This is a genomic window from Candidatus Methylospira mobilis (assembly GCF_009498235.1).
Lineage (GTDB): Bacteria > Pseudomonadota > Gammaproteobacteria > Methylococcales > Methylococcaceae > Methylospira > Methylospira mobilis.
Map to the genome: position 1 here is coordinate 1,781,095 of NZ_CP044205.1, position 20,571 is coordinate 1,801,665.

Consider the following 20,571-nt stretch of genomic DNA (forward strand, 5'->3'; position numbering starts at 1 on the left):
TTTAAGGAAAGCATGTTGACTATTCGGGGTGCCCGCTGGACAGGAGGCGAATCAGGCGAGACTCTAGTCTGATGCAGGTTGGGTTAGCCTGGCGCGTAGCTGAAGGCGTAACCCAACACCCACCGCTATGGCTGAATATTGGGTTACAGCCTGCCCGCCTCGGTCCTGATCTAAAAGCTCGCGCTGAATAGTTAAGCAGTCATGTATTACTGGAGTGGAACTTTCTGGTGTATGCTGGCGGCATCCACAGCAAGAAGCCCGAATGAAGAAGCGCAACATACAAAAACGAAACCTGCCCGGCCAGCCGCTGACGATAGAAGAGATCGAAACCTTGGAACAGCTCGCAAAACACCCTCACTATCCCGATTTTCGTCGGCGTGCGTTGGGACTGCCGGCGTTGAAAGCGGGACGGAGTGTCGTCGATATTTGCGAATTTTTGCATGTCAGCGATCAACCGATATACAACTGGGCCAAAGGTTGGCGAGAGAAAGGCATTGCCGGTATTCTGGGCGGACACAAAGGCGGGCCAGCGGTGAAGTTAAACCAGGAAATGCTGGATGTCGCCGCAGAAATAGCCTGCCAGGAACCGCTTTCATCCGCGTGCGCGACTTCGACTATCACGATGCAGCTGCGGCGCGTTATCGTGCTTTTTTCCTTACCGAAGCAGGCATTAAGATCGACCACCGGCACCGCAGCACCGCGCAGGTCGATGACGCCGCGGATGAATAAAGGCATACGCGGCAGTTCGGTTAATGTTAATTGTCCGTACTCGATGATTTCCTCGATGTTAAGGATACCGATGGCAAAAACTTCTCCTTTCAGTGTAAATGTCAGGTATTGATGGCGACCCTGTGTGCTATCCGCACTGGTTTTGACGATTGTGTTCATATTTCCATTCTCCACTTAAAGAGCGGCCGGCGGCTAAAAACGCACAAACTCGCCTTCTTCGATAGCCTCATGTGCGGCGACCCGCGCCTTGACCTTATTAACCATACTTTTTATCCTGGGCGTAACACTTCCCTTTGCAAGGTTTTTTGCAGGCGCGCCATTGCCATTATTCACGGTAAAGAAACTGATCAGCGCCTGCAGCTGTTCGGCCTGCGCGCTCATTTCTTCGGCGGTAGCCGCCAGTTCTTCGGAAGCGCTGGCGCTGTGCTGGGTGAGCTGATTAAGCTGGTTCACCGCCGAGTTGATTTGATCGATGCCTACGGTCTGCTCATTGGAGGCCGCAGTGATTTCCTGCACCAGATCGGAGGTTTTGGTAATGCTCGGCAGCATTTCATTCAGCAGATGTCCGGCTTTTTCCGCCATATCCACGCTGGTGACAGCCAGCTCGCCTATCTCCTGTGAAGCCACCTGGCTGCGCTCCGCCAGCTTGCGCACTTCGGAAGCCACCACGGCAAAGCCCTTGCCGTGCTCGCCGGCTCGCGCCGCCTCTATCGCCGCATTGAGCGCCAGCAGGTTGGTCTGATAGGCGATCTCGTCAATGATGTTGATCTTGCCGGCAATGCTCTTCATCGCCGCAACGGTGAGCGTGACTGCCTCCCCGCCTTCTTCGGCCTCCTGGGCGGCCTTGGCGGCCATGCCGTCGGTCGCTTTGGCGTTTTCAGCGTTTTGCGCCACCGATGCGCTCATTTGCTCCATCGCGCTGCTGGTTTGCTCGACGCTGGCCGCCTGTTCGCTCGCACCTTGCGCCAGACTCTGCGCGGTGCTGCTGACTTCGCCTGTCGCATCGTTGAGCGCATTGCTCATCTCGATAATCTGGGAAATGGTTTGCGCCAGTTTGTCCACGGTATTATTGACGGAGTCCTTGAAATCCTTTAGCTGCCCTTGGTACTCGCCCTTTACAGTCCTGGTAAGGTCGCCCTTCTCAAGCTCACCCAGGACACTCACTGCTTCATTAACCGGCAGCACAATGCCGTCCAGCGTCCGGTTAATACCTTCGACGATTTTACGGAAATCACCTTTATGCGCGGCTGCATCGGCGCGGGAGTCCAGACGCCCTTCCACGGCGGCCTGAATCAAGCCGTTCACGTCACTCATCAGCGCGCGCAGGTTGGCGCGCACCTGCTCGATTGTTTCATTAATGAACACTTTTTTACCGGGGAACTGTTCAAGATGGGCATCGAAATTGCCTTCGCCGAATTCCTTGACGCAGGCCATCGCTTTTTTCTTGACGGCGATATGGCCGGCTACCATGTTGTTGACACCTTCGGCCATCACCTTGAAATCGCCCTTGAACTGGCCAGCGTCGATGGTCACGTCGATATCACCGGCGTCGTGCTCGGTGCTCATATGTTTCATGTCAGCGATAAAGCTCTTCAGATTGTCGCGCATCTGCTCGATGGTGTCGTTGATGAAGGCTTTTTTGCCGGGGAATCGCTCCAGCGGCGCATCGAAGTTGCCTTCGCCGAATTCCTTGACGCAGGCCATCGCTTTTTTCTTGACGGCGATATGGCCGGTAACCATGTTGTTGACACCTTCGGCCATCACCTTGAAATCGCCCTTGAACAGGCCGGCGTCGATGGTCGTGTCAATATCGCCCTTGTCATGGGCGGATGACATACGTTGCAACTCATCTAACAATTGCCGAATAACGGCGCTCATGTTCTGCATTGCCAGCATGACGCTGCCGGTATCGTCGCTTCTTATCCGGATTTGCGAACTCAGATCACCGACTGCAATTTTGTTGGCAATTCCGGCAACTTCTGCCGGCTCGCCGCCCAGAATCCATCTCAGGTTATGTATGATCAGCCAAGCAATGACGATAGACACCAATAAAGCGATAGCGCCGACAGTGACCATCAGCATGCGCGCGGATAGATAGTTGTTTTCGGCTTCCTTGGCGATCTTTTCCATTAAGCCAGCCTGAAAGTCGGCTTGATCGTTGAGCGTCTTGAGGAATGCGGAATTGGCCGGGGCCAATTCCTTGAGTAGAAAACTGATGGCCTGTTTGCGGTCGTTTTTTATCAGATCGTAATAAGTGCTGTACTTCGAACTGAGGATTTCGCGCGCCTGCTTTGTCGCTGACATCAACTCTACGCCCTTAGGGGTGTTAAGTATCTTTTCGAGCTTGTCGAGGTTTTCCGTATTTTCTGCTCGGTGTTTTTGTACCTGTTCACGGTATTTTACAACCTCGGCTGGATCATCCACCAACACCATATTGCGTAACAATCTGGCGTTATCCATTGTGGCCTGAGTAATTTTGTTGGACAAGGCGGTTTTTACATAACGATCCTCGATAATCTGTCTTGTCACTTCGTTCATGCCGCCCATGTTGTTGATACCCAGAATAAGGGTGGTGATCAGCAGCAGCACGACGCAGCCAAAACCGAGGCCTAGTTTCATTGCAATAGGCATATTCCTGAACATCGTTGTTTCTCCTTTAATAGTTGTAACGCCATGGGATGTTGGAACGGGGCCGGGATAAGATTCCGGTGTGTCATGAAGCTAAAAACAGGTGCGTGCTGAAAAAGACCAAAGTGGTTTAATAACAGCATTAACCTCAAACAGCTACAACCAGTAATTCTTGCGCCGATTCAATTATCATGCTTTCATGTCGCTTGTCATGATTTTAATTTAAATTGCGCTGACTTCTGGAGTTTCAGTATTTTCAATAAGTGTAAATATGAAAAAATCGATTGTCCATTGGGTGTTTACTTAAAATGAAATAGGATATTACCGAGATAAAATAAGCAAATCCTTACACAGATATAAGAAAATAAGTTATTGACATAATATCGCTCGTAAAGGAAAATAATTCCAGAGCGACTTTATCGAGATATGTTTGGCGGAAACCGGCACGGATATACGCATTGGCCGGTAGATCAGCATTGATTGGGACGCTTCAAAGGTTAAACGGCATTGAACTTTCAATGCCGTTTGATACCCACTACTGTTGACGCCGGTTGAAAACTGACCATGCAGAGAGGGCAATTCCGGGCGAAAACTGACCAGGGTTATTAACCTTTCCTGTCCTGAAACAGACAGGAGCCCAAGAGGGTGATAACCATGATCCTATATGCCAAAATCCGGCGGATGTATTTCCGCGACAAGTTGTCGATTAATGAAATTTCCAAACGAACCAGTCTCTCCCGCAATACCGTCAAAAAATGGCTGAGAATGCCTGATGGCAGCGAACCGGCGTATCAGCGCCGTTCGATGCCGACCAAGCTGACACCCTACGAGGATCAGCTCAAACAAGCCCTGATAGCCGATAGCTACCGTCCCAGGCGCGAAAGACGAACCGCACTGAAGTTGCTGGAGGAATTACAAAAATGCGGCTATGACGGCGGCTATACGCAGTTAACCGATTACATCAGAGTATGGCGTAAGGCAGGCGGCAGTGATGCAGGAAAGCAGGCGTATGTACCCCTGAAATTCGCCTGGGGTGAAGCATTCCAGTTCGACTGGAGTGAAGAATCCTTGGTCATCGGCGGCCTTTACCGGCGTTTTCAGAGTGCTCATATCAAACTCTGTGCGAGCCGGGCATTTTTGCTGGTGGCTTATCCCAGTCAAAGCCACGAAATGTTGTTCGACGCCCATAGTCAAGCTTTTCGGGTATTCGGCGGCGTGCCGCTACGTGGCATCTACGACAACATGAAAACGGCAGTACACAAGGTGTACCGGGGTAAGGAACGCATCGTCAATACCCGCTTTGCAGCACTGGCGGCGTATTATCTGTTCGACCCCGACTTTTGTAACGTAGCCTCCGGTTGGGAAAAGGGTATTGTCGAAAAGAATGTACAGGATTGGACAGGCTGACCCACCATTGCCGCATTATCGAAACCGGCAATGAATCCTACCGTTTCCGGCAAAGCACTCAGCAGGCCAAAGAACGGATACAGGCCAGAGAACGGGCAAAGCGTGGCAAGCCCAAAAACGAAGCTGAACTCACAGAAGAGGAAAATATCTTCTAAAAAAACCGTCCGAAGCGGATAACCCGGCTATCACTCGATTATCCGCTTTCGGTACACTTATCCATAGCCGGTCACTCAAAAAACTGGCTCCGTCCCCCTGGTCAGTTTTCAACCGGTACAGGTGGTCAATTTTCATCCGGTAGCAACAACATAGCGCATCCTGTCCATTATTCGTGGTTTGAGGGGCATCGACTACATACAAAAGTGGACGATGCTGCCAAATAGCCATGAATCGGTGTAACGTCTGTAACGTCATACAAAGATAGTTACTTATAAATACAGCCATGATCCAAACGTCTGCATTCACGCGGGTTAGCTGGTATTGGGGGCATCGGCATATTGAGTATGCATCAATGCCCCCGGATATGCCCCCATCTTAGTTGGATGGGGTGGTATTTCCTTGGATGACGTTGGACGGTAGTATAAACCAAAAAGCCCGCATGGTGCGGGCTGTAGGACTTTCTTGGATGCCTTTGGATAATAAAATGGTGGAGGCGGCGGGGATTGAACCCGCGTCCGCAAATCCTCTGCCTTTGGCTCTACATGCTTATCCGGCCCTTTGGATTTAACTTTACACTACCCGGGTGGCGGGGAAGTAATAAAGCGATTCTGGTGATTTTTAGCATATCCGCCCCAGACGAGCTTCAACGCGATCTCACAATTAGATTACCCCCGCTGACCTGACGCCTATGAGCGGGCTTCAGGGCGAAGGCTAGCTGGCTTAAGCAGCTAGAGCGTAGTTGTCGTCGTTGGCAACTATATTGTTTGCAGATGGATTTACGAGGTAGCCTGCTCCTCGGCATGCACCTTGGGTTTCGCGATCCACGTCGAAGCCATGTCGCCCCCAAATATACTGGCTGCATTATACGGGTAAATGCGACAAGTTCAAGTCTAATGCTGCGCAATTAGAAAAATTGTCGCGGCGGTATAGCCTTGCCAATGATGAAAGGCCGTCTCGGTTGTCGACTGAGGAGCCTGATTTTCATCAAACCCCAACTTGTCATACAACTATTTTGGGTTCCATTCAGTTTACGTTGATGGACGAGGAAGTGATGCTGCGAGTCCGGTTTGGATCGTTTCTGGCCCGGGCGTCCGCTGTCTAGTCTCCGTAATCGAAGGGTTTGCGGTATCTACCGACATGCTTACGCACGTCTCGACGGGCTTGTCTCGCCATTCGTGCGCTTCGGTCATGATTTAAAAGCTCGCGCTGTATAGTTACCTGTTTTGTAACCACGCAGCTACCTGCTTCGGAGAGGCTGTTGAGAGACGCGGCGGCGTGCCGATCTATCAACTAAGCCGTGTATCCTTCAGGAGGCTTGGCTATGGCATCCCAGTCATAGTAGATTTCGCCAAACCTTCCCCAGAGCTTCTTGCAACGTCAATCTGGATGGTACGAGAAATTTCATGAGAATGACATTGTATTGACTTAATGTCTCCCTATGATGAACGTATTTAATTCAAAGGCCGTCGCGCCATATGCCGCAGTAATGCTGATGTTGTGTTGCTGGTGATGCAGTTGCGCGCACTGATCTGTGCTGTGTGGTGTTATACCGTTGTTTTCTTCTGGTTGGCGTGAAAATCGCATTGTCTAAACATAGCGCCTGCTTGGGAAGTCTGATTTATTCGAAACCGCCCAACTCTTTCAATTAATGGCGAGGCGCCGGGGAATGGGTACGATCAGCGGCGGTGGTGAGTATGAGTCGGAGTAATGGAAGCCCGGCATCCTGCATTCATGAATAAATTCATGCTGGCGGAATGGTGGGCGAGTTTCAGAAAATTAGATGGCTGATTTTAAGTAAACACTGTTTTAACAGAACCTTATCCCATTGCTCATGTTTTTAGTGAGAGAATGAAACTGTGCCGATTGACTGCGCGTTACTATGGCGTTATGCCGCGTTCAGCAGTTTCTTGATGGATATTGAGTAATTCATAAGGAGATAACGATGAGCCAGACTAATTTCTTCGCTCGTTATTTTAGAAATATTGATATGAAAGATTCTGACGGTGAAAAACCGAGCATAGCGGCTGCGTCACCTCAACAGTTGGCAGGTGGGACTGCCTCCAGACGTCAGTGCGCCATTCTTACCTGCAAATGTATGGAAAATGTGCAAGTGGATCTGGCGAAACACATCGGTTTTTCCGAAAAGGAATCGCATGTCGTTTATACCCATGGCGGCCAAGCTACACAAGACGCCATACGCGCATTGATAGATTCCAGTAAATGGCTGGGTACGCGGGAATGGTACGTCGTTCATCACATGGACTGTAACGAAAAATTCTGCAATGAGCGATTTTCGCCGAATGAATTTGCCGGCAACTCGAAAGACCATAACCGCAGCGATGATTGCAGCGATATGGGCTTGTCTTCCAGGAGCAACAATGAACTATTGCCTGCAGCCGAATCCAGGAGCCTGAAGCAAACGCTGGCCAAACATACGCGCCGTATACGTCATCATCCGTTTGTACCGCGCGACATACCTGTCCACGGTTGTTTGTATGACGGCAAAAGCGACAATTTATTGCACGTTTCTACCAACCTGCGCCAGCCGCTGCATTTGACGGTCGAGTGAAACCCCGGCAGCTATCAGCGGGCGTTATGCTGCGGGGTAGATCCCGCCCATGATAACTCTGCTGCGTGCGCCGGTCACCTCCGGTATGTTGTTATGGCGCCGGTTCAGTGTCCGGTGCGCCATCCAGGCGAAGGCCATGGCTTCTACCCAGTCCGGTGACATGCCGAAGGCTTCGGTACTAAGGACTGGATAGTCAGCCTGCTCCTGCAGCAGTTCCATCAAGCGGCGGTTGCGGCCGCCGCCGCCGCATACCAGTAGAGCTTTCAGTCCGGGAGCTGTTTTATCTGCAGCGTCGAGGATCGTTCTGACCGTCAGTTGACACAGCGTCGCCTGCACGTCTTCCGCGGGAAGCGTCAGGCCTTGCAGATGACGGAACAGCCAGTCCATGGAAAAGTACTCCTGTCCGGTGCTTTTGGGGGAGGGGCGTTTGAAATAGTCGTCGTCCAACATGTGCGTCAACAGATCCGGCCGGCACTGCCCGCTACGCGCCCAGTTTCCTTGTTCATCCAGCCGTAATCCCTGATGGAGCCGTATCCAGCGATCCATCAGGGTATTACCGGGACCCGAGTCGAAACCGAGTACCGGTGTCCGGCCGTTTGCCGGCGGCAGTAATGTCAGGTTGGCGATGCCGCCGATATTCAGTATCGCCCGGTATTCGCTTTCATGCTGGAACACCGCTTGATGGAATGCAGGAACCAGCGGAGCGCCTTGTCCGCCTGCAGCCATGTCCCGGCGTCGGAAATCGGCTACTACGGTGATGCCTGTTGCTTCGGCGATCCTGTTGGGATCGCCGATTTGCCAACTGAAGGCATGCGTCAGGTCCGGGGCATGATAGATAGTCTGGCCGTGACTGCCTATACCGTTGATCTCTGCGGCTGCCACCCCTGAATCCTCTCGCAATCGATTGGCGCAGGCGCCAAACAATAGTCCCAGGCGGGCGTCGAGTTCTCCGATTTGCCGGACGCTGATGTGCTCGGTAAAGCAGGTTGAGGTCAGTTCGTCGCGCAGTTCGTCGCTATACGGTTCGTAACGGGATGAGATCAGGCGCGGAGGGTGGGTAGCAAAGTCGACCAATGCCGCGTCTATGCCGTCGAGACTGGTACCCGACATCAGACCGATGTAATACTCTCCCTGGGCGCTCACGGCAAAATCAGGGTTTCAGCGCGCTTGCTTCACGCGCCAGCTGCGTGATTTCAGCCCACGAACCGGCGCTGACCAGTTCCTTCGGCGTGAGCCAGGAACCGCCTATGCAAACGACATTGGGCAGTTTGAAGAAATCCGCCGCGTTCTGCGCGTTGATGCCGCCGGTCGGGCAAAATTGCACTTGTGGGAACGGGCCTCTGAACGAATCCAGCATTTTGGTTCCTCCTGCCGCAACTGCAGGGAAAAACTTTTGTACCGTGAAACCTGACTCCAGCGCCTGCATGACTTCGGACATGGTGGCGACACCGGGGAAAAACGGCAGTCCGCTGGCGGCGATTGCCTTCAGCAGCGTAGGCGTACTGCCAGGGGAAACGCCGAACTGTGCTCCTGCGTTTATGGATGCTTGCAGCTGTTCCGGCGTGGCGATGGTGCCGACGCCGACGATGGCGTCCGGCACCGCTTGTCTGATCGCGCGCACGGCGTCCAGACCGGCAGCAGTACGCAAGGTGATTTCCAATACGCGAATGCCGCCGTCGACCAGTGCGCGCGCCAGCGGCACAGCATCCTCGACGCGTTCGACCACCATGACCGGCATGACGCTGGTGGCATCGATAATTTCTTTTAAGTTCATGTGATTGTCTCTACGTGAGTGGCGTAATGCCTAGTCGTCAAAGTGGAAGGTGAAGCATCCGCGTTCGGCGGTATCGGCCAGCTTGCGGAAACCGCTGAACAGCTCCCGCCCCATGCCGAACTGGTTGCCGGACAAGTCGGTGGTTTCGGTTACGCGCTGTTCCCATTCTGCCGCCGGAACTTCTGCTTCAAGTTTGCCGTGTACGGCGTCCAGCAGAATGATATCGCCGTTGCGCACTTTATCCAGAGGCCCGCCCATGACGCATTCCGGGCTGATATGAATAGCCGCCGGGACCTTGCCGGAAGCGCCGGACATGCGCCCATCGGTGACGATGGCGACCTTGAAGCCGCGCTCCTGCAGTACCGCCATGGACGGCGTCAATTGGTGCAGCTCGGGCATGCCGTTGGCTTGTGGTCCCTGGAAGCGGATCACGGCGATAAAGTCGCGCTCCAGTTCGCCGCGTTTGAAGGCCGCAATCAGTTCTTCCTGATGATCGAAGACGATGGCAGGTGCGCGCACGACCAGATTTTCCGCAGCGACGGCGGATACCTTGACGATGCCGCGCCCCAGATTACCGGTTACCAGACGCAGACCGCCGTCGGCGCTGAAGGGAGCGTCTGCTGGAGCCAGTACCGTTGTGTCGTGGCTTTTTTCGCTTGCAGGCCGCCAGGCCAGATTACCGTTGTCCAGCCACGGCTCTTCAGCCCAGCGGCGTAGCGAGCCGTTGAGTACTGTGTTGACGTCTTCGTGCAGCAACCCCGCGTCGAGCAGTTCGCGGATCAGGAAGCCCATGCCGCCGGCGGCATGGAAATGATTGATGTCGGCCTTGCCGTTCGGATAGACGCGCGCCAGCAGCGGCACTACCGCGGAAAGGTCGTTGAAATCGTCCCAGTTGATTTCCATGCCCGCTGCGCGCGCGATGGCGACCAGATGGATGGTGTGGTTGGTCGAGCCGCCGGTAGCCAGCAGGCCGACGATGCCGTTGACGATGGTGCGTTCGTCGACGATATCGCAGATGGCCGGAGCGGTTTTGTCCTGCGCCAGACGCACCGCCTGACGCGCCGCTTCGCGCGTCAGCGCGTCTCTTAACGACGTGCCGGGGTTGACGAACGAAGAGCCGGGGAGTTGCAGGCCCATGATTTCCATCAGCATCTGGTTGCTGTTGGATGTGCCGTAAAAAGTGCAGGTGCCGGGTCCGTGATAGGAGGCCATTTCCGATTCCAGCAGCGCGTCGCGGTCGGTTTTGCCTTCGGCGAAAAGCTGGCGCACGCGCGCCTTGTCCGCATTGGAGATGCCGGTCGTCATCGGTCCTGCCGACAGAAAGATAGCGGGCAGATGGCCGAAACGCAACGCGCCCATGACCAGACCCGGAATCACCTTGTCGCATGCGCCCAGATAAAGGTTTGCATCGAATACGTGATGCGCCAGACCGATTGCCGTAGACAGCGCAATGACGTCTCTCGAAAATATCGAAAGCTCCATGCCAGTCTGGCCCTGGGTGACGCCGTCGCACATGGCCGGCACTCCGCCTGCAACCTGGGCTGTTGCGCCGAGCGCGCGCGCTTCGGCCTTGATGATTTCCGGGTAGTGCTCGTACGGCTGGTGCGCCGACAGCATGTCGTTATACGCCGATATGATGCCGATGTTGGGCGTGGCGGCGGCTTTCAAGACCAGTTTATCGTGAGTCGGCATCGCGGCGTAGGCGTGCGCCACGTTGGTACAGGCGATATGGGTGCGCTGGATGCCGTTTTCACGCGCGCGCTGCATCTGAGTCAGATAGGCCTCGCGGCGGGACCGGCTGCGGTTACGAATTCTTTCGGTTATGGCGATCAGGGTAGGGTGGAGAGACATGGTGTTGTTATTATGGTTGGTTTGGTGATGCTGGGCTGGAGAAACGGTCGGGGCATCGTGGACAGCCCCGACTGGATGCCGTTTTTAGGCAACAATCTAATTCAAAATATCAGCAAGTGTCAATTAAAACTCATCTCAAAATGGACAGAAAAGCTCGTAAAACTCATCTCAAAATGGACAGAAAAGCTCGCCGCGAGTTAATATGCAAAGTTTGGCCCCTCATTGGGGATATGCGAAGCTGTAACGGTTTTATCAAGATCACTGCAAGAGGATCCACGCGTTGAGTCAACCATCATTTCCACATTCGTTTAATATCGTTTTTTTCGGCGGTTCAGGTGATCTGGTCACGCGTAAGTTGTTGCCATCGCTGTATCAATGTCACAAAAACAATCTGCTTGTCGGGCAGGGCGGCATCCATTGTCTGGGGCTGGAGGATTACAGTCAAACCGAGTTTGTCAACTTCGCTCGGGAAAAAGCGCGGCAGTTTATTTCTGGCGGGGAATGGGACGACGCGGTCTGGGCGTCGTTCAGCCGCTGGCTGGCTTACGACAGGCTCGATGCAACGCAGCCGGAAGGCTACGGCGTTCTGCAGGAGCGTTTATCACGCACGCTGGCGGAAGTAAACGTGTTTTACCTCTCTACGGCGTCATTCCTCTTTGCTCCGATCTGTGAAAATCTGGCTCGCGCGGGTTTGATTGGGGCTAATGCCCGTGTGGTGCTGGAAAAGCCGATGGGTCACGATCTTGCATCCAGCAATGCGATAGCCGAGGCGGTGAGCCGCTATTTTCTGGAAAATCAGATTTATCGCATCGATCATTACCTGGGGAAGGAATCGGTGCAGAATCTGATCGCGCTGCGTTTCGGCAACACTTTATTCGAGCCGCTGTGGCGCCGGGAATGGATACGCAACGTACAGATCACCATCGCGGAGGAAGTCGGCATCGGCACGCGCAGCGGTTTTTATGATCAGGCCGGCGCATTGCGCGACATGGTGCAGAATCATTTGCTGCAATTACTGTGTTTCGTTGCTATGGAGCCGCCTTCCAGCTTGAAATCCAGCGCGGTGCGCGATGAAAAACTAAAAGTGCTGGAGTCGCTGGTCGAGTTCAGCCGCGAGGATGTATACGCAAAGACCGTGCGCGGCCAATATCGCCCCGGCATATCGGGCGGGCAGCCGGTTGGCGGTTATCTGGAGGAAAACGATATCCCGGCAGACAGCAAAACCGAAACTTTTGTAGCCATCAAGGCCGAGATTGCAAACTGGCGCTGGGCGGGGGTTCCGTTTTACCTGCGCACCGGCAAACGCATGCCGGAGCGGCTGGCGGAAATCGTGATCAATTTCCGCGATGTGCCGCATCCTATTTTTCCGATGACCAACGGCAACACCGCGCATGCGCGGCTGGAGATCCGCCTGCAGCCAGACGAATATATCCGCCTGTATTTCAATGCAAAACCTCCTGGCGATACCATGGAGTTGCAGCAGGTCTATCTTGACCTTAATTTTGCCGAGAAATTCAAGATACGCCGCCCGGAAGGCGGTTACGAGCGTTTGTTGCTGGATGTGATACGCGGCAATCAGGCGCTGTTCGTGCGCCAGGATGAACAGGAACAGGCGTGGCGCTGGGTCGAGCCGATTTTAAATACCTGGGCAGCCGACTCCACCGGGCCCAAAACCTACACCGCGGGTACCTGGGGGCCCTCGGCGGCTTCGGCGCTGCTTTCCAAGGACGGATTTTGCTGGCATGAGGAAGAATAGAACATGACTGTCATGCAATGGTTCGATGGCAACGACAAGCTGGCGCCAGCGCTGGCTGCGGCCGTCACCGCCGATTTGCGTGCGGTTCTGGAGAAGGCGCCGCGCGCCGCTTTGGCGGTTTCGGGCGGAAATTCGCCGGTGCCTGTGTTCGAAGTGTTGCGTGAAGCCGATCTGGATTGGCCGCGTATCGTGGTTACTCTGGTCGACGAGCGCTGGGTGCCGGAAAGCGATCCCGGCAGCAACGCCGCTTTGGTAAAGGCGCATTTGCTGCAAGGGCGCGCCGCTGCAGCAGACTTCCTGCCCTTATATACCGGCGCGGCGACGGCGCAGGCAGCCGAAGACGGGCTTGCGGAGGCGTTCAACGGCATTCCTCAACCGTTTGCAGCCTTGATACTGGGTATGGGGGAGGATGGACATACCGCTTCTCTTTTTCCTGCCAGCCCAAAATTGCAGGCTGGTCTGGCTTTGGATGGCACGGTAGCGACGACTCCGCCATATCTGGCTCAGATCGGCGCCGTCGAGCCGGTAGAACGCATCAGTCTTACCTTACCCTGGATATTGAACTCGCTGCGGGTGTATCTGCAATTTGGCGGCGCATCCAAGGTAGAGGTGTACAATAAAGCCATGCAGGGCCGGAACCCTCAGTATCCGGTCAGCTATGTATTATCGCAAACGCAAACGCCGGTCAGCGTATTTGCGGCGCGAAGTTAGGATTTCCCTTGGCAACCATTGCGGGACAGACAGCATGCATATACACATAGTCGGCATTTGTGGAACCTTCATGGGCGGGCTTGCGCTGATTGCGCGCGAAATGGGACATAAGGTCACCGGCTCCGATCATAACATTTACCCCCCAATGAGCACTCAACTGGAAGAGCAGGGTATCGGACTGTTTGCCGAGTATGCCGCTGCCAATCTGGATTTGAAGCCCGATATCGTTATTATCGGCAATGCGTTGTCGCGCGGCAACGTAGAGGTCGAGGCGGTGCTGAATCGGGGGTTGGCTTACACCTCGGGAGCCCGCTGGCTGTATGAGGCAGTGCTGAAGGATCGTTGGGTATTGGCTGTTTCAGGTACGCATGGCAAGACCACGACTACCAGTATGCTGGCGTGGATACTGGAAAAAAACAATACCAGGCCCGGCTTCCTGATCGGCGGGATACCGACGAATTTCGGCATTTCCGCCCGGCTGGGAAGAACGCCTTTTTTTGTTATAGAAGCCGACGAATACGATACCGCTTTTTTCGACAAGCGTTCCAAGTTTTTACATTACCGCCCCAGAACACTGGTTATCAATAATCTCGAATACGATCACGCCGATATTTTCCCTGATTTGGCCTCCATACAAAGGCAGTTTCATCATCTGGTGCGCATGGTGCCGGGCAATGGGTCGATTGTTGTGCCTGATTGTGAAGAAGCGATAGATGATATGTTGCGGATGGGGTGTTGGACCGAGATTGAGAAAACCGCTATCGCAACGCCTGTAAAGGATAATGGCTCGGCATGGACTGTTCGTCTTAATTCAGCCGACGGCAGCGATTTCGATGTGCTGCGCCATGGCCGCTTCGAGGGGCGAGTATGCTGGGAGTTGACAGGGCGGCATAACGTGATGAACGCCATTTCCGCCATTGCTGCCGCCAGTCATGCCGCGATTGGGGTTGCCGATTCCGTAGCCGCGCTATGCGGGTTCTCCGGAGTCAAACGGCGCATGGAGGTGCGCGCGCAAGTAGCGGGCGTTACCCTTTATGACGATTTTGCGCATCACCCCACAGCTATCGCGACGACGCTGCAGGGACTGCGCGCCAAAGTCGGCGGGCATGAACGTATCATCGTCGTGCTTGAGCCGCGCTCCAATACCATGCGTCTCGGCATACATGAAAAAACCCTGGCCAACTCGCTGGCAAGCGCCGATTACGCAATTATTTACCAGCCGGACAATCTGGGCTGGAATGTCGCAGGGCTGGCCGAACAGGCTCCCAATATTTGCGTCATGGACAGTATAGACGGCATAGTCGTCCATCTTGCCGGAGAGGCGTGCCGAGCGGGCGACCATCTGGTATTCATGAGCAATGGCGGTTTTGCCGGCATACACGGAAGGGTCGAGGCTGCTTTGCGGCGATGAAACTTGTTTCGTCAGCCGATGGGAACAGCATTATTTTTCTCCTGTGCTACAACGCCTGCCAGCCCGGCGCGAAGGTCGATGTATCATTTCTTCTACTGATAAGGCATTTCTGGAAAAGGAAAAAACATGATTATCAAAGATAACGAGTTTGTCGATCTCCAAACACCGACAGGCGCTATGCGCACCCATATTTTTCGTCCTGCAGCGCCTGGAAAATATCCCGGCGTTTTGATGTTTTCGGAAATTTTTCAGATCACCGGGCCGATTCGCCGCACTGCGGCAATGCTGGCCGGGCATGGCTTCGTTGTCGCTTGCCCCGAGATTTATCATGAACTCGAACCTCTGGGTTCCGTGCTCGCTTACGACGAAGAAGGCACCACCCGGGGAAATGCGCACAAGACGGCCAAGCCGGTGTCGGCCTACGATAGCGACGCTCGCGCCGTACTCGATTACCTCAAAACCCTGGACTATTGCACCGGCCGCCTGGGAGCAATGGGTATATGCGTCGGTGGTCATTTGGCTTTTCGCGCTGCGATGAACCCGGACGTGTTGGCGACGACCTGTTTTTATGCAACGGATATCCATAAAAAAAGTCTGGGACTGGGCATGAACGATAATTCGCTGGATCGGGTAGGCGAAATTAAAGGCGAGTTGCTGCACATCTGGGGACGCCAGGATCCGCATATTCCTCTCGAAGGCAGGAACCTGCTGAAGGCCCGGCTCGAAGAAGTAGGTGCAAGATTTACCTGGCATGAGGTCAACGGTCAGCACGCATTTATGCGTGACGAAGGCCCACGCTACGATCCGGCGCTGGCGCTGCAATGCTGGACGCTGTTGCTGGAGCTTTTTCACAGAAGGCTGGGTTACGGTGACCTCAGTACTCAAGCCGAAGCTACGCCGGTAGAGAGCAGGCACTGATTTTGTGCTACGCCGACCGGTAATGCGGACTGAACCGGGGCGGCGTCAATCGCGGAGCATAGCGCGAACCATGCAATTCTTCAAGCAAAGTGAGCCGCGGCAGGCTGCCGCGGTCTTGATGAGACTGTCCTGACTGGGTAGCGAAAAAGGAAAATTCATATAGATGCGGGCATGGAGCCTGCCGGGATGTCTAATCCAGAGCGTTTCGATAGCCCTGCCCCCAAACCGTAGCAGGGCGTCGTTGACGACGCTTTCCTGGGTTGGCGAGGTTCGCGGCCCCGCGCGCCCATGGGTCATATAGATCTGTGTGTTGCAGATAGCTCGTATACCCTACGCCAATAGTATATATTTACAATTTGGCGTACTTTGGGATTTGCCTGCAATCAGCTCATGCACCTCAGAATAAATTGGGAGTCTGTCGGGCTTCATGTTAGCTTTGTTTTTTATATTAAAAATTTATGTTTTGAAATGTTAAGCCCGACAGTTCCCTAAATTCTTCATAGTAAAAAATAAATCAAGAGAGCTAATGTCCAGTTGGCATGAGCATATCGGAGACCTCTACCATAGCGTTCTGGATAATGCGCTATGGACGCAGGTTTTCGGTCGAATTATGGATGAGGCGGGTGCCGGTCAATGCTTGCTGCTCTGCCCGTTTATCGAACTATCGGCGGATACGTCCGGTACGATAGATTGTCAGGCCTATAAAGGCCGTTGTCCGTTTTACGAAGACTACCTTCAGCGGCACGATGATCCCTGGGCGCATGAAGCGTTGATTGAGAGGCGCCGCTTAACCAGCACATATTATTTTGAATTTCGGGAACGTAGCGAAATAAAAGAGAAACAGCACGCCATCCTGTTCGAAAGCGGTGCTCCGGGCGATCCGCCCTATGCCCACGACATCGACTGCGGCATCCGGGAAGAACGGTTTATCCGCGAGATGCTGCCGCATTTGCGATGCGCTTTGCGTATCCGTTGGCAAATGCTCGAGCACCATCATGCGCGCAGTTTGCGCGAAGAAGCCCTGGACTGTGTACCCCAGGCTATGGCGTTGCTGAATGTAAGCGGGCATGTGCTGTTTGCCAACCGGCGCGCCGAGTCCATTTTTCAGGAAGAGACCGGCCCCATCGTTGTCAACAACCGTTTGACCGCGCTCGACGCTCCTGGCGCCAAGCGACTCAGGGATGCTTTATTTCTGGCTGCCAGAGGCATCAGTAATAATGTCAATCTGGGTAATCCGCTCAGGCAACAACGCTGGGTCGTCTCGCTCAATCCGCTGCATATCTCAGGCTCTAGCCAGGCGGCTATAACCCGCATCCTGGCTCTGATCGCCAATCTCGAACGAGTACCCAGCGAAGGTATGCTTCTTTTCGCTAAACTGTACGGATTGACGCCCACGGAGACTTGCGTTTTACGACAGCTGCTGGGGCGGCAAAATACTCGGGATATTGCAACAAGCCTCAACATCAGCATTAAAACCCTGCGCACTCACCTTGGCAATCTCTTCGCTAAAACCTCCACAACCAGCCAGCGTGAGCTGGTGCAGTTTTTCCTGGCTCATCCTTCAGTGTAAACACTGTGGCCTGCAAAAAATCCTAGTCTATTTGACTGATGTGCCGCAGTTGGCACACGGTTATAGTGCCGGGGTTCATATTGATGCAGCGAGTAAGCAATGAATGCGTAACATACAAGTGTACGATAAACCCGGGCACCGATTTGTCCTGCTCAACGAAAGCGAGCCGGGCGAGGAAGACGGCATCCGTTCCAACCAGTTTCTGATTATGCATGGAGATGCCGGGGTGCTGCAGGACCCCGATGGCTTTGGCGTGATGCCGCGCGTGCTGGCCGAAATGTTGCGCTATCTGCCACCGGTCCAGGTTCATGGCATAGTGCTGTCGCATCAGCACCCTGATATCGTGGGTGGCCTCTCCACCTGGATGGAGGTGACCCGGTGCCCGATTAATGTTTCCGCTATCTGGATGCGTTTTTTGCCGCATTACGGCTTTAAGGAAATGAGCCGTTTTGTCGGCGTTCCGGATCAAGGCTTGCCGCAGCTGGCTGTGGCCCCCGGCTTTAACCTGCAAATCCTGCCTGCTCATTTTTTGCACTCGGAAGGGCAAATCAATGTGTATGACGCGGCGTCAAGCATCCTGTTTAGCGGCGATATGGGCGCTGCAATGCTGCCGCTGGACAAGAATTACATTTATGTAGACGATTTCCAGAGTCATGTGCCGTTCATCGCCTGGTTTCATCGCCGTTATATGGGTTCCAACAAGGCCATAAGGATCTGGCTGCGCGATCTTACCTGCGGAACCGATATTATGCAGGCTGGCGGATATTTCCCGGGGGAGCCTGCATGAACCAGGCTGCTGCCGTAACCAATAGCGAACTGGAGCTTGTAAGGCTTACTGTACTGGATCGCCTGGCTGCGTTGCTGGAGAGCCAAACCCGCTCCAAGCATACTACCGGTACCGTGCTGGAGACGGTATATTCCGTACAGAGCGATATGGCGCGGAATTTGCGCGGTTTCGTGCAAACTCAGAGCGACCATGCCTCGTTGTCGAACAGCGTGCTTGAAGTGGCTGCGATGTGCGAGCGCCTAAACGACAGTCTCGACGTATTGCTTGGCGAGCGGCAGCGTAGACTGAGCAAGAACAGCATCTATTTGCGGACGCTGATGTCGGAGTTCAACAGTACGCTCGACCGCCTTTCCGAAACGCTGATAGAAAAGGATCTGCTCGAACGGCAAAGTCAGGTGCTGGAACGCATCATATTGTCATATGAGAACATAACTCAGTGGAAAGAGTTTGCTCGCCACATTCTTGCCGATTTCCATCGTATTTTTCCGTTCAATATTTTTTTCATCATCTTTTCCGAAGGGCAAAATATCTCGCTTCATTTGTATTATCCCGGCCAGCATACTCAGGCGGCGCGCGAGCACGCGCAATGCGTCCTTATCGAGCAGATTCTAGCCGAATTACAGCTTCCCGCCGATACGCCATGGGGTATCGAAGAATTTCTTATCGATCAGGGCGAAACTCCGCAAGCAATCGAAAAAATAAACACGATCATGGTTTCAATACCCGAGCATGCCCATCACCTGCTGGGGTTGCTTGGGATAGGCTATGTTGCCGGACGCAACCTGAGCGCACAGGAGCAAACCATTATTCGTTCCATTCTGTCGGTCATGGTGATGGTGGTCGGCTCCAGTAAAGCGCTGTCGCGGACCATGGCCGATCTCGAATTCTATGCGGCCTACGACTCGCTCACGGGGTTGCATAACCGCCGCTATTTCAACGAGATGCTGGAATATGAAATCGAGCGTTCCAGCCGGCATCGTCATGAATTTTCCATATTGCTGCTGGATCTGGACGACTTCAAGGACGTGAACGACTCCTATGGTCATCCGGTGGGCGACGAGACCTTGCGTGGCGTCGCTGCAATTGTAAATCAACATACCCGCAAGGGCGATTTGGCGACAAGGCTGGGAGGCGACGAGTTTGCGATTCTGCTGATGGAAACCGGTGCGCAGGGTGCGCGGGCGGTGGCGGAAAAGCTTGGGATAGCGTTGCGTGAAAAAACTTTTTTATCGCCGCAACACAGGCATTTTCAATTGACGGCTTCCATCGGCATCGTCACTTATCCGCATGATGCAGGCAATGAGTCCGATCTGATGTCCGGGGTCGATCTGGCAATGTATCGCGCCAAACGGATGGGTAAGGATAGCGCTTGCGCATTGGATGGCGCGGAGAAGCAAATCGGATTGAGCCGGGGAGCGCGCGATAACGTCGAGCAGCTGCGCAAAACCTTGCTGCAGCAGGATAAGGTATTTCCTTATTTTCAGCCTATCGTCGATTGCCGTACCGGTACAATTTTCGCCTACGAAACCTTGGCGCGCTTGCAGCAGGTTGACGGCGAAATCGTTACCGCCGGCGCATTTATCGAGGTTATCGAAAAATACGGTCTGGGACGTCAGCTTGACCAGATCATTATCGGCAAGGCGTTGGAAGCCCACAAACTCAGCGGCACTTCGACCAAACTGTTCATCAATCTCTCGGCGCAGGAAATACAGGGGCGCAATATTCTTGGATACGCCGAAAACTTGTGCGAGCGGCTGGAAATTTCACCCAGTGCGGTGGTATTCGAGATTTTGGAGCGTGACGCGATAGGCGATATGGGCAATATGCGCAGGTTTCTCACCATGCTGGGTAAAAAGGGTTTTTCTTTCGCGCTGGATGATTTTGGCAGCGGCTACAATTCCTTTCACTATTTGCGCGAGCTGCACTTCGAGTTCGTCAAAATCGATGGGATTTTTGTTCGCAATATTATCGAGTCCAAGGTAGACAGAACGCTGGTTCGCAATCTGTCGCGCCTGTGCCGGGATCTAGGCATACTCACTGTTGCCGAATTTGTTGAAAATGAAGAGATTTTCAGCATGCTACGCGATATGGATATCGATTATGTACAGGGATACCACATCGGCATGCCGCGTGCGCAGCTCTCGCCGCAACTCCATTAAGATCCGGAACGCTTCGCCGTTCCGGCAATGGATGGCAGGAACGCGAAGAATAGCTCGAACCGCAGAGACGCGGTAAAAATAATATATGCCGTCAGGACGCCTTTAATCAACAGCATAAGTCTTTCAACCCAGAGGTATGAAGCAA

15 protein-coding genes, 1 other RNA gene and 3 pseudogenes are annotated in these 20,571 nt (G+C 53.8%); 12 read left to right on the forward strand and 7 right to left on the reverse strand.

The features are described from left to right. Positions 1–199: 199 nt before the first annotated feature. Entirely contained in the window at positions 200–442 is a 243-nt protein-coding gene (locus F6R98_RS21965) for a hypothetical protein (RefSeq protein WP_228125162.1), read from the reverse strand. On the opposite strand from F6R98_RS21965, the pseudogene F6R98_RS22730 reads away from it, so the two are divergent. Further along, positions 398–493: pseudogene (locus F6R98_RS22730) on the forward strand (helix-turn-helix domain-containing protein); the annotation flags it as partial. The gene F6R98_RS21965 and the pseudogene F6R98_RS22730 sit on opposite strands and share 45 nt — an antisense overlap. On the opposite strand, the gene F6R98_RS07845 reads toward F6R98_RS22730, so the two are convergent. Further along, positions 451–888: a chemotaxis protein CheW gene (locus tag F6R98_RS07845; protein ID WP_153248538.1), complete on the reverse strand. Its 438-nt coding sequence runs from the start codon at positions 886–888 to the stop codon at positions 451–453. The pseudogene F6R98_RS22730 and the gene F6R98_RS07845 sit on opposite strands and share 43 nt — an antisense overlap. A gap of 33 nt (positions 889–921) precedes the next feature. Beyond that, entirely contained in the window at positions 922–3,372 is a 2,451-nt protein-coding gene (locus F6R98_RS07850) for a methyl-accepting chemotaxis protein (protein ID WP_228125163.1), read from the reverse strand. A 639-nt stretch (positions 3,373–4,011) separates the two neighbouring features. Between F6R98_RS07850 and istA the strand changes: the two are divergent. After that, positions 4,012–4,752, forward strand: a pseudogene (gene istA / locus F6R98_RS07855) (IS21 family transposase); the annotation flags it as partial. Further along, positions 4,752–4,919, forward strand: a pseudogene (locus F6R98_RS07860) (ATP-binding protein); the annotation flags it as partial. The pseudogenes istA and F6R98_RS07860, both read left to right, overlap by 1 nt. A gap of 486 nt (positions 4,920–5,405) precedes the next feature. On the opposite strand, the gene ssrA reads toward F6R98_RS07860, so the two are convergent. Next, positions 5,406–5,765, reverse strand: a transfer-messenger RNA (tmRNA) gene (gene ssrA, locus F6R98_RS07865). A 1,097-nt stretch (positions 5,766–6,862) separates the two neighbouring features. Between ssrA and F6R98_RS07870 the strand changes: the two genes are divergently transcribed. Further along, on the forward strand, positions 6,863–7,489 hold the full coding sequence (locus F6R98_RS07870; protein WP_228125164.1) for a carbonic anhydrase: 627 nt from the start codon (positions 6,863–6,865) through the stop codon (positions 7,487–7,489). Between the two features lie 24 nt (positions 7,490–7,513). On the opposite strand, the gene F6R98_RS07875 is transcribed toward F6R98_RS07870, so the two are convergent. From F6R98_RS07875 to edd, 3 genes are read right to left on the reverse strand one after another with little or no spacing between them, the layout of a single operon-like run. After that, positions 7,514–8,632, reverse strand: a complete 1,119-nt coding sequence (locus tag F6R98_RS07875; RefSeq protein ID WP_228125165.1) for an anhydro-N-acetylmuramic acid kinase — start codon at positions 8,630–8,632, stop codon at positions 7,514–7,516. A gap of 7 nt (positions 8,633–8,639) precedes the next feature. Beyond that, entirely contained in the window at positions 8,640–9,263 is a 624-nt protein-coding gene (locus tag F6R98_RS07880; protein WP_153248540.1) for a bifunctional 4-hydroxy-2-oxoglutarate aldolase/2-dehydro-3-deoxy-phosphogluconate aldolase, read from the reverse strand. Between the two features lie 30 nt (positions 9,264–9,293). After that, a complete protein-coding gene (gene edd / locus F6R98_RS07885; protein WP_153248541.1) occupies positions 9,294–11,114 on the reverse strand; it encodes a phosphogluconate dehydratase in 1,821 nt (606 codons plus the stop codon). Positions 11,115–11,126: 12 nt separating this feature from the next. Here edd and F6R98_RS21970 point away from each other — a divergent pair, with 12 nt between their 5' ends. The 8 genes from F6R98_RS21970 to F6R98_RS07920 all read left to right on the forward strand — a co-directional run bounded on the left by F6R98_RS21970 (position 11,127) and on the right by F6R98_RS07920 (position 20,426). Then, positions 11,127–11,315 carry a hypothetical protein gene (locus tag F6R98_RS21970; RefSeq protein ID WP_228125166.1) on the forward strand — a complete coding sequence of 63 codons (189 nt, stop codon included), beginning with the start codon at positions 11,127–11,129 and terminating at the stop codon, positions 11,313–11,315. A gap of 79 nt (positions 11,316–11,394) precedes the next feature. Further along, on the forward strand, positions 11,395–12,870 hold the full coding sequence (gene zwf, locus F6R98_RS07890) for a glucose-6-phosphate dehydrogenase (RefSeq protein ID WP_228125167.1): 1,476 nt from the start codon (positions 11,395–11,397) through the stop codon (positions 12,868–12,870). A gap of 3 nt (positions 12,871–12,873) precedes the next feature. Continuing rightward, positions 12,874–13,581, forward strand: a complete 708-nt coding sequence (pgl, locus tag F6R98_RS07895) for a 6-phosphogluconolactonase (protein WP_153248542.1) — start codon at positions 12,874–12,876, stop codon at positions 13,579–13,581. 34 nt (positions 13,582–13,615) lie between these two features. Continuing rightward, positions 13,616–14,992 carry a UDP-N-acetylmuramate:L-alanyl-gamma-D-glutamyl-meso-diaminopimelate ligase gene (gene mpl / locus F6R98_RS07900; RefSeq protein WP_153248543.1) on the forward strand — a complete coding sequence of 459 codons (1,377 nt, stop codon included), beginning with the start codon at positions 13,616–13,618 and terminating at the stop codon, positions 14,990–14,992. A 126-nt stretch (positions 14,993–15,118) separates the two neighbouring features. Then, positions 15,119–15,910, forward strand: a complete 792-nt coding sequence (locus F6R98_RS07905; RefSeq protein ID WP_153248544.1) for a dienelactone hydrolase family protein — start codon at positions 15,119–15,121, stop codon at positions 15,908–15,910. A gap of 526 nt (positions 15,911–16,436) precedes the next feature. Next, on the forward strand, positions 16,437–17,480 hold the full coding sequence (locus tag F6R98_RS07910) for a helix-turn-helix transcriptional regulator (protein ID WP_153248545.1): 1,044 nt from the start codon (positions 16,437–16,439) through the stop codon (positions 17,478–17,480). A gap of 103 nt (positions 17,481–17,583) precedes the next feature. Beyond that, complete coding sequence (locus F6R98_RS07915; RefSeq protein ID WP_153248546.1) at positions 17,584–18,267, forward strand: oxygen-binding di-iron domain-containing protein; 684 nt, start codon at positions 17,584–17,586, stop codon at positions 18,265–18,267. Continuing rightward, positions 18,264–20,426 carry a putative bifunctional diguanylate cyclase/phosphodiesterase gene (locus tag F6R98_RS07920; protein WP_153248547.1) on the forward strand — a complete coding sequence of 721 codons (2,163 nt, stop codon included), beginning with the start codon at positions 18,264–18,266 and terminating at the stop codon, positions 20,424–20,426. Before F6R98_RS07915 ends, F6R98_RS07920 begins: the two co-directional genes overlap by 4 nt. The last annotated feature ends 145 nt before the right edge of the window (positions 20,427–20,571 follow it).

Excerpts from the sequence above, each read along its gene's own strand:
- F6R98_RS21965 (WP_228125162.1), bottom strand. The coding sequence starts at position 442 with ATGCAAAAATTCGCAAATATCGACGACACTCCGTCCCGCTTTCAACGC.
- F6R98_RS07845 (WP_153248538.1), bottom strand. The coding sequence starts at position 888 with ATGAACACAATCGTCAAAACCAGTGCGGATAGCACACAGGGTCGCCAT.
- F6R98_RS07850 (WP_228125163.1), bottom strand. The coding sequence starts at position 3,372 with ATGTTCAGGAATATGCCTATTGCAATGAAACTAGGCCTCGGTTTTGGC.
- F6R98_RS07870 (WP_228125164.1), top strand. The coding sequence starts at position 6,863 with ATGAGCCAGACTAATTTCTTCGCTCGTTATTTTAGAAATATTGATATG.
- F6R98_RS07880 (WP_153248540.1), bottom strand. The coding sequence starts at position 9,263 with ATGAACTTAAAAGAAATTATCGATGCCACCAGCGTCATGCCGGTCATG.
- edd (WP_153248541.1), bottom strand. The coding sequence starts at position 11,114 with ATGTCTCTCCACCCTACCCTGATCGCCATAACCGAAAGAATTCGTAAC.
- F6R98_RS21970 (WP_228125166.1), top strand. The coding sequence starts at position 11,127 with ATGGTTGGTTTGGTGATGCTGGGCTGGAGAAACGGTCGGGGCATCGTG.
- pgl (WP_153248542.1), top strand. The coding sequence starts at position 12,874 with ATGACTGTCATGCAATGGTTCGATGGCAACGACAAGCTGGCGCCAGCG.
- mpl (WP_153248543.1), top strand. The coding sequence starts at position 13,616 with ATGCATATACACATAGTCGGCATTTGTGGAACCTTCATGGGCGGGCTT.
- F6R98_RS07905 (WP_153248544.1), top strand. The coding sequence starts at position 15,119 with ATGATTATCAAAGATAACGAGTTTGTCGATCTCCAAACACCGACAGGC.
- F6R98_RS07910 (WP_153248545.1), top strand. The coding sequence starts at position 16,437 with ATGTCCAGTTGGCATGAGCATATCGGAGACCTCTACCATAGCGTTCTG.
- F6R98_RS07915 (WP_153248546.1), top strand. The coding sequence starts at position 17,584 with ATGCGTAACATACAAGTGTACGATAAACCCGGGCACCGATTTGTCCTG.
- F6R98_RS07920 (WP_153248547.1), top strand. The coding sequence starts at position 18,264 with ATGAACCAGGCTGCTGCCGTAACCAATAGCGAACTGGAGCTTGTAAGG.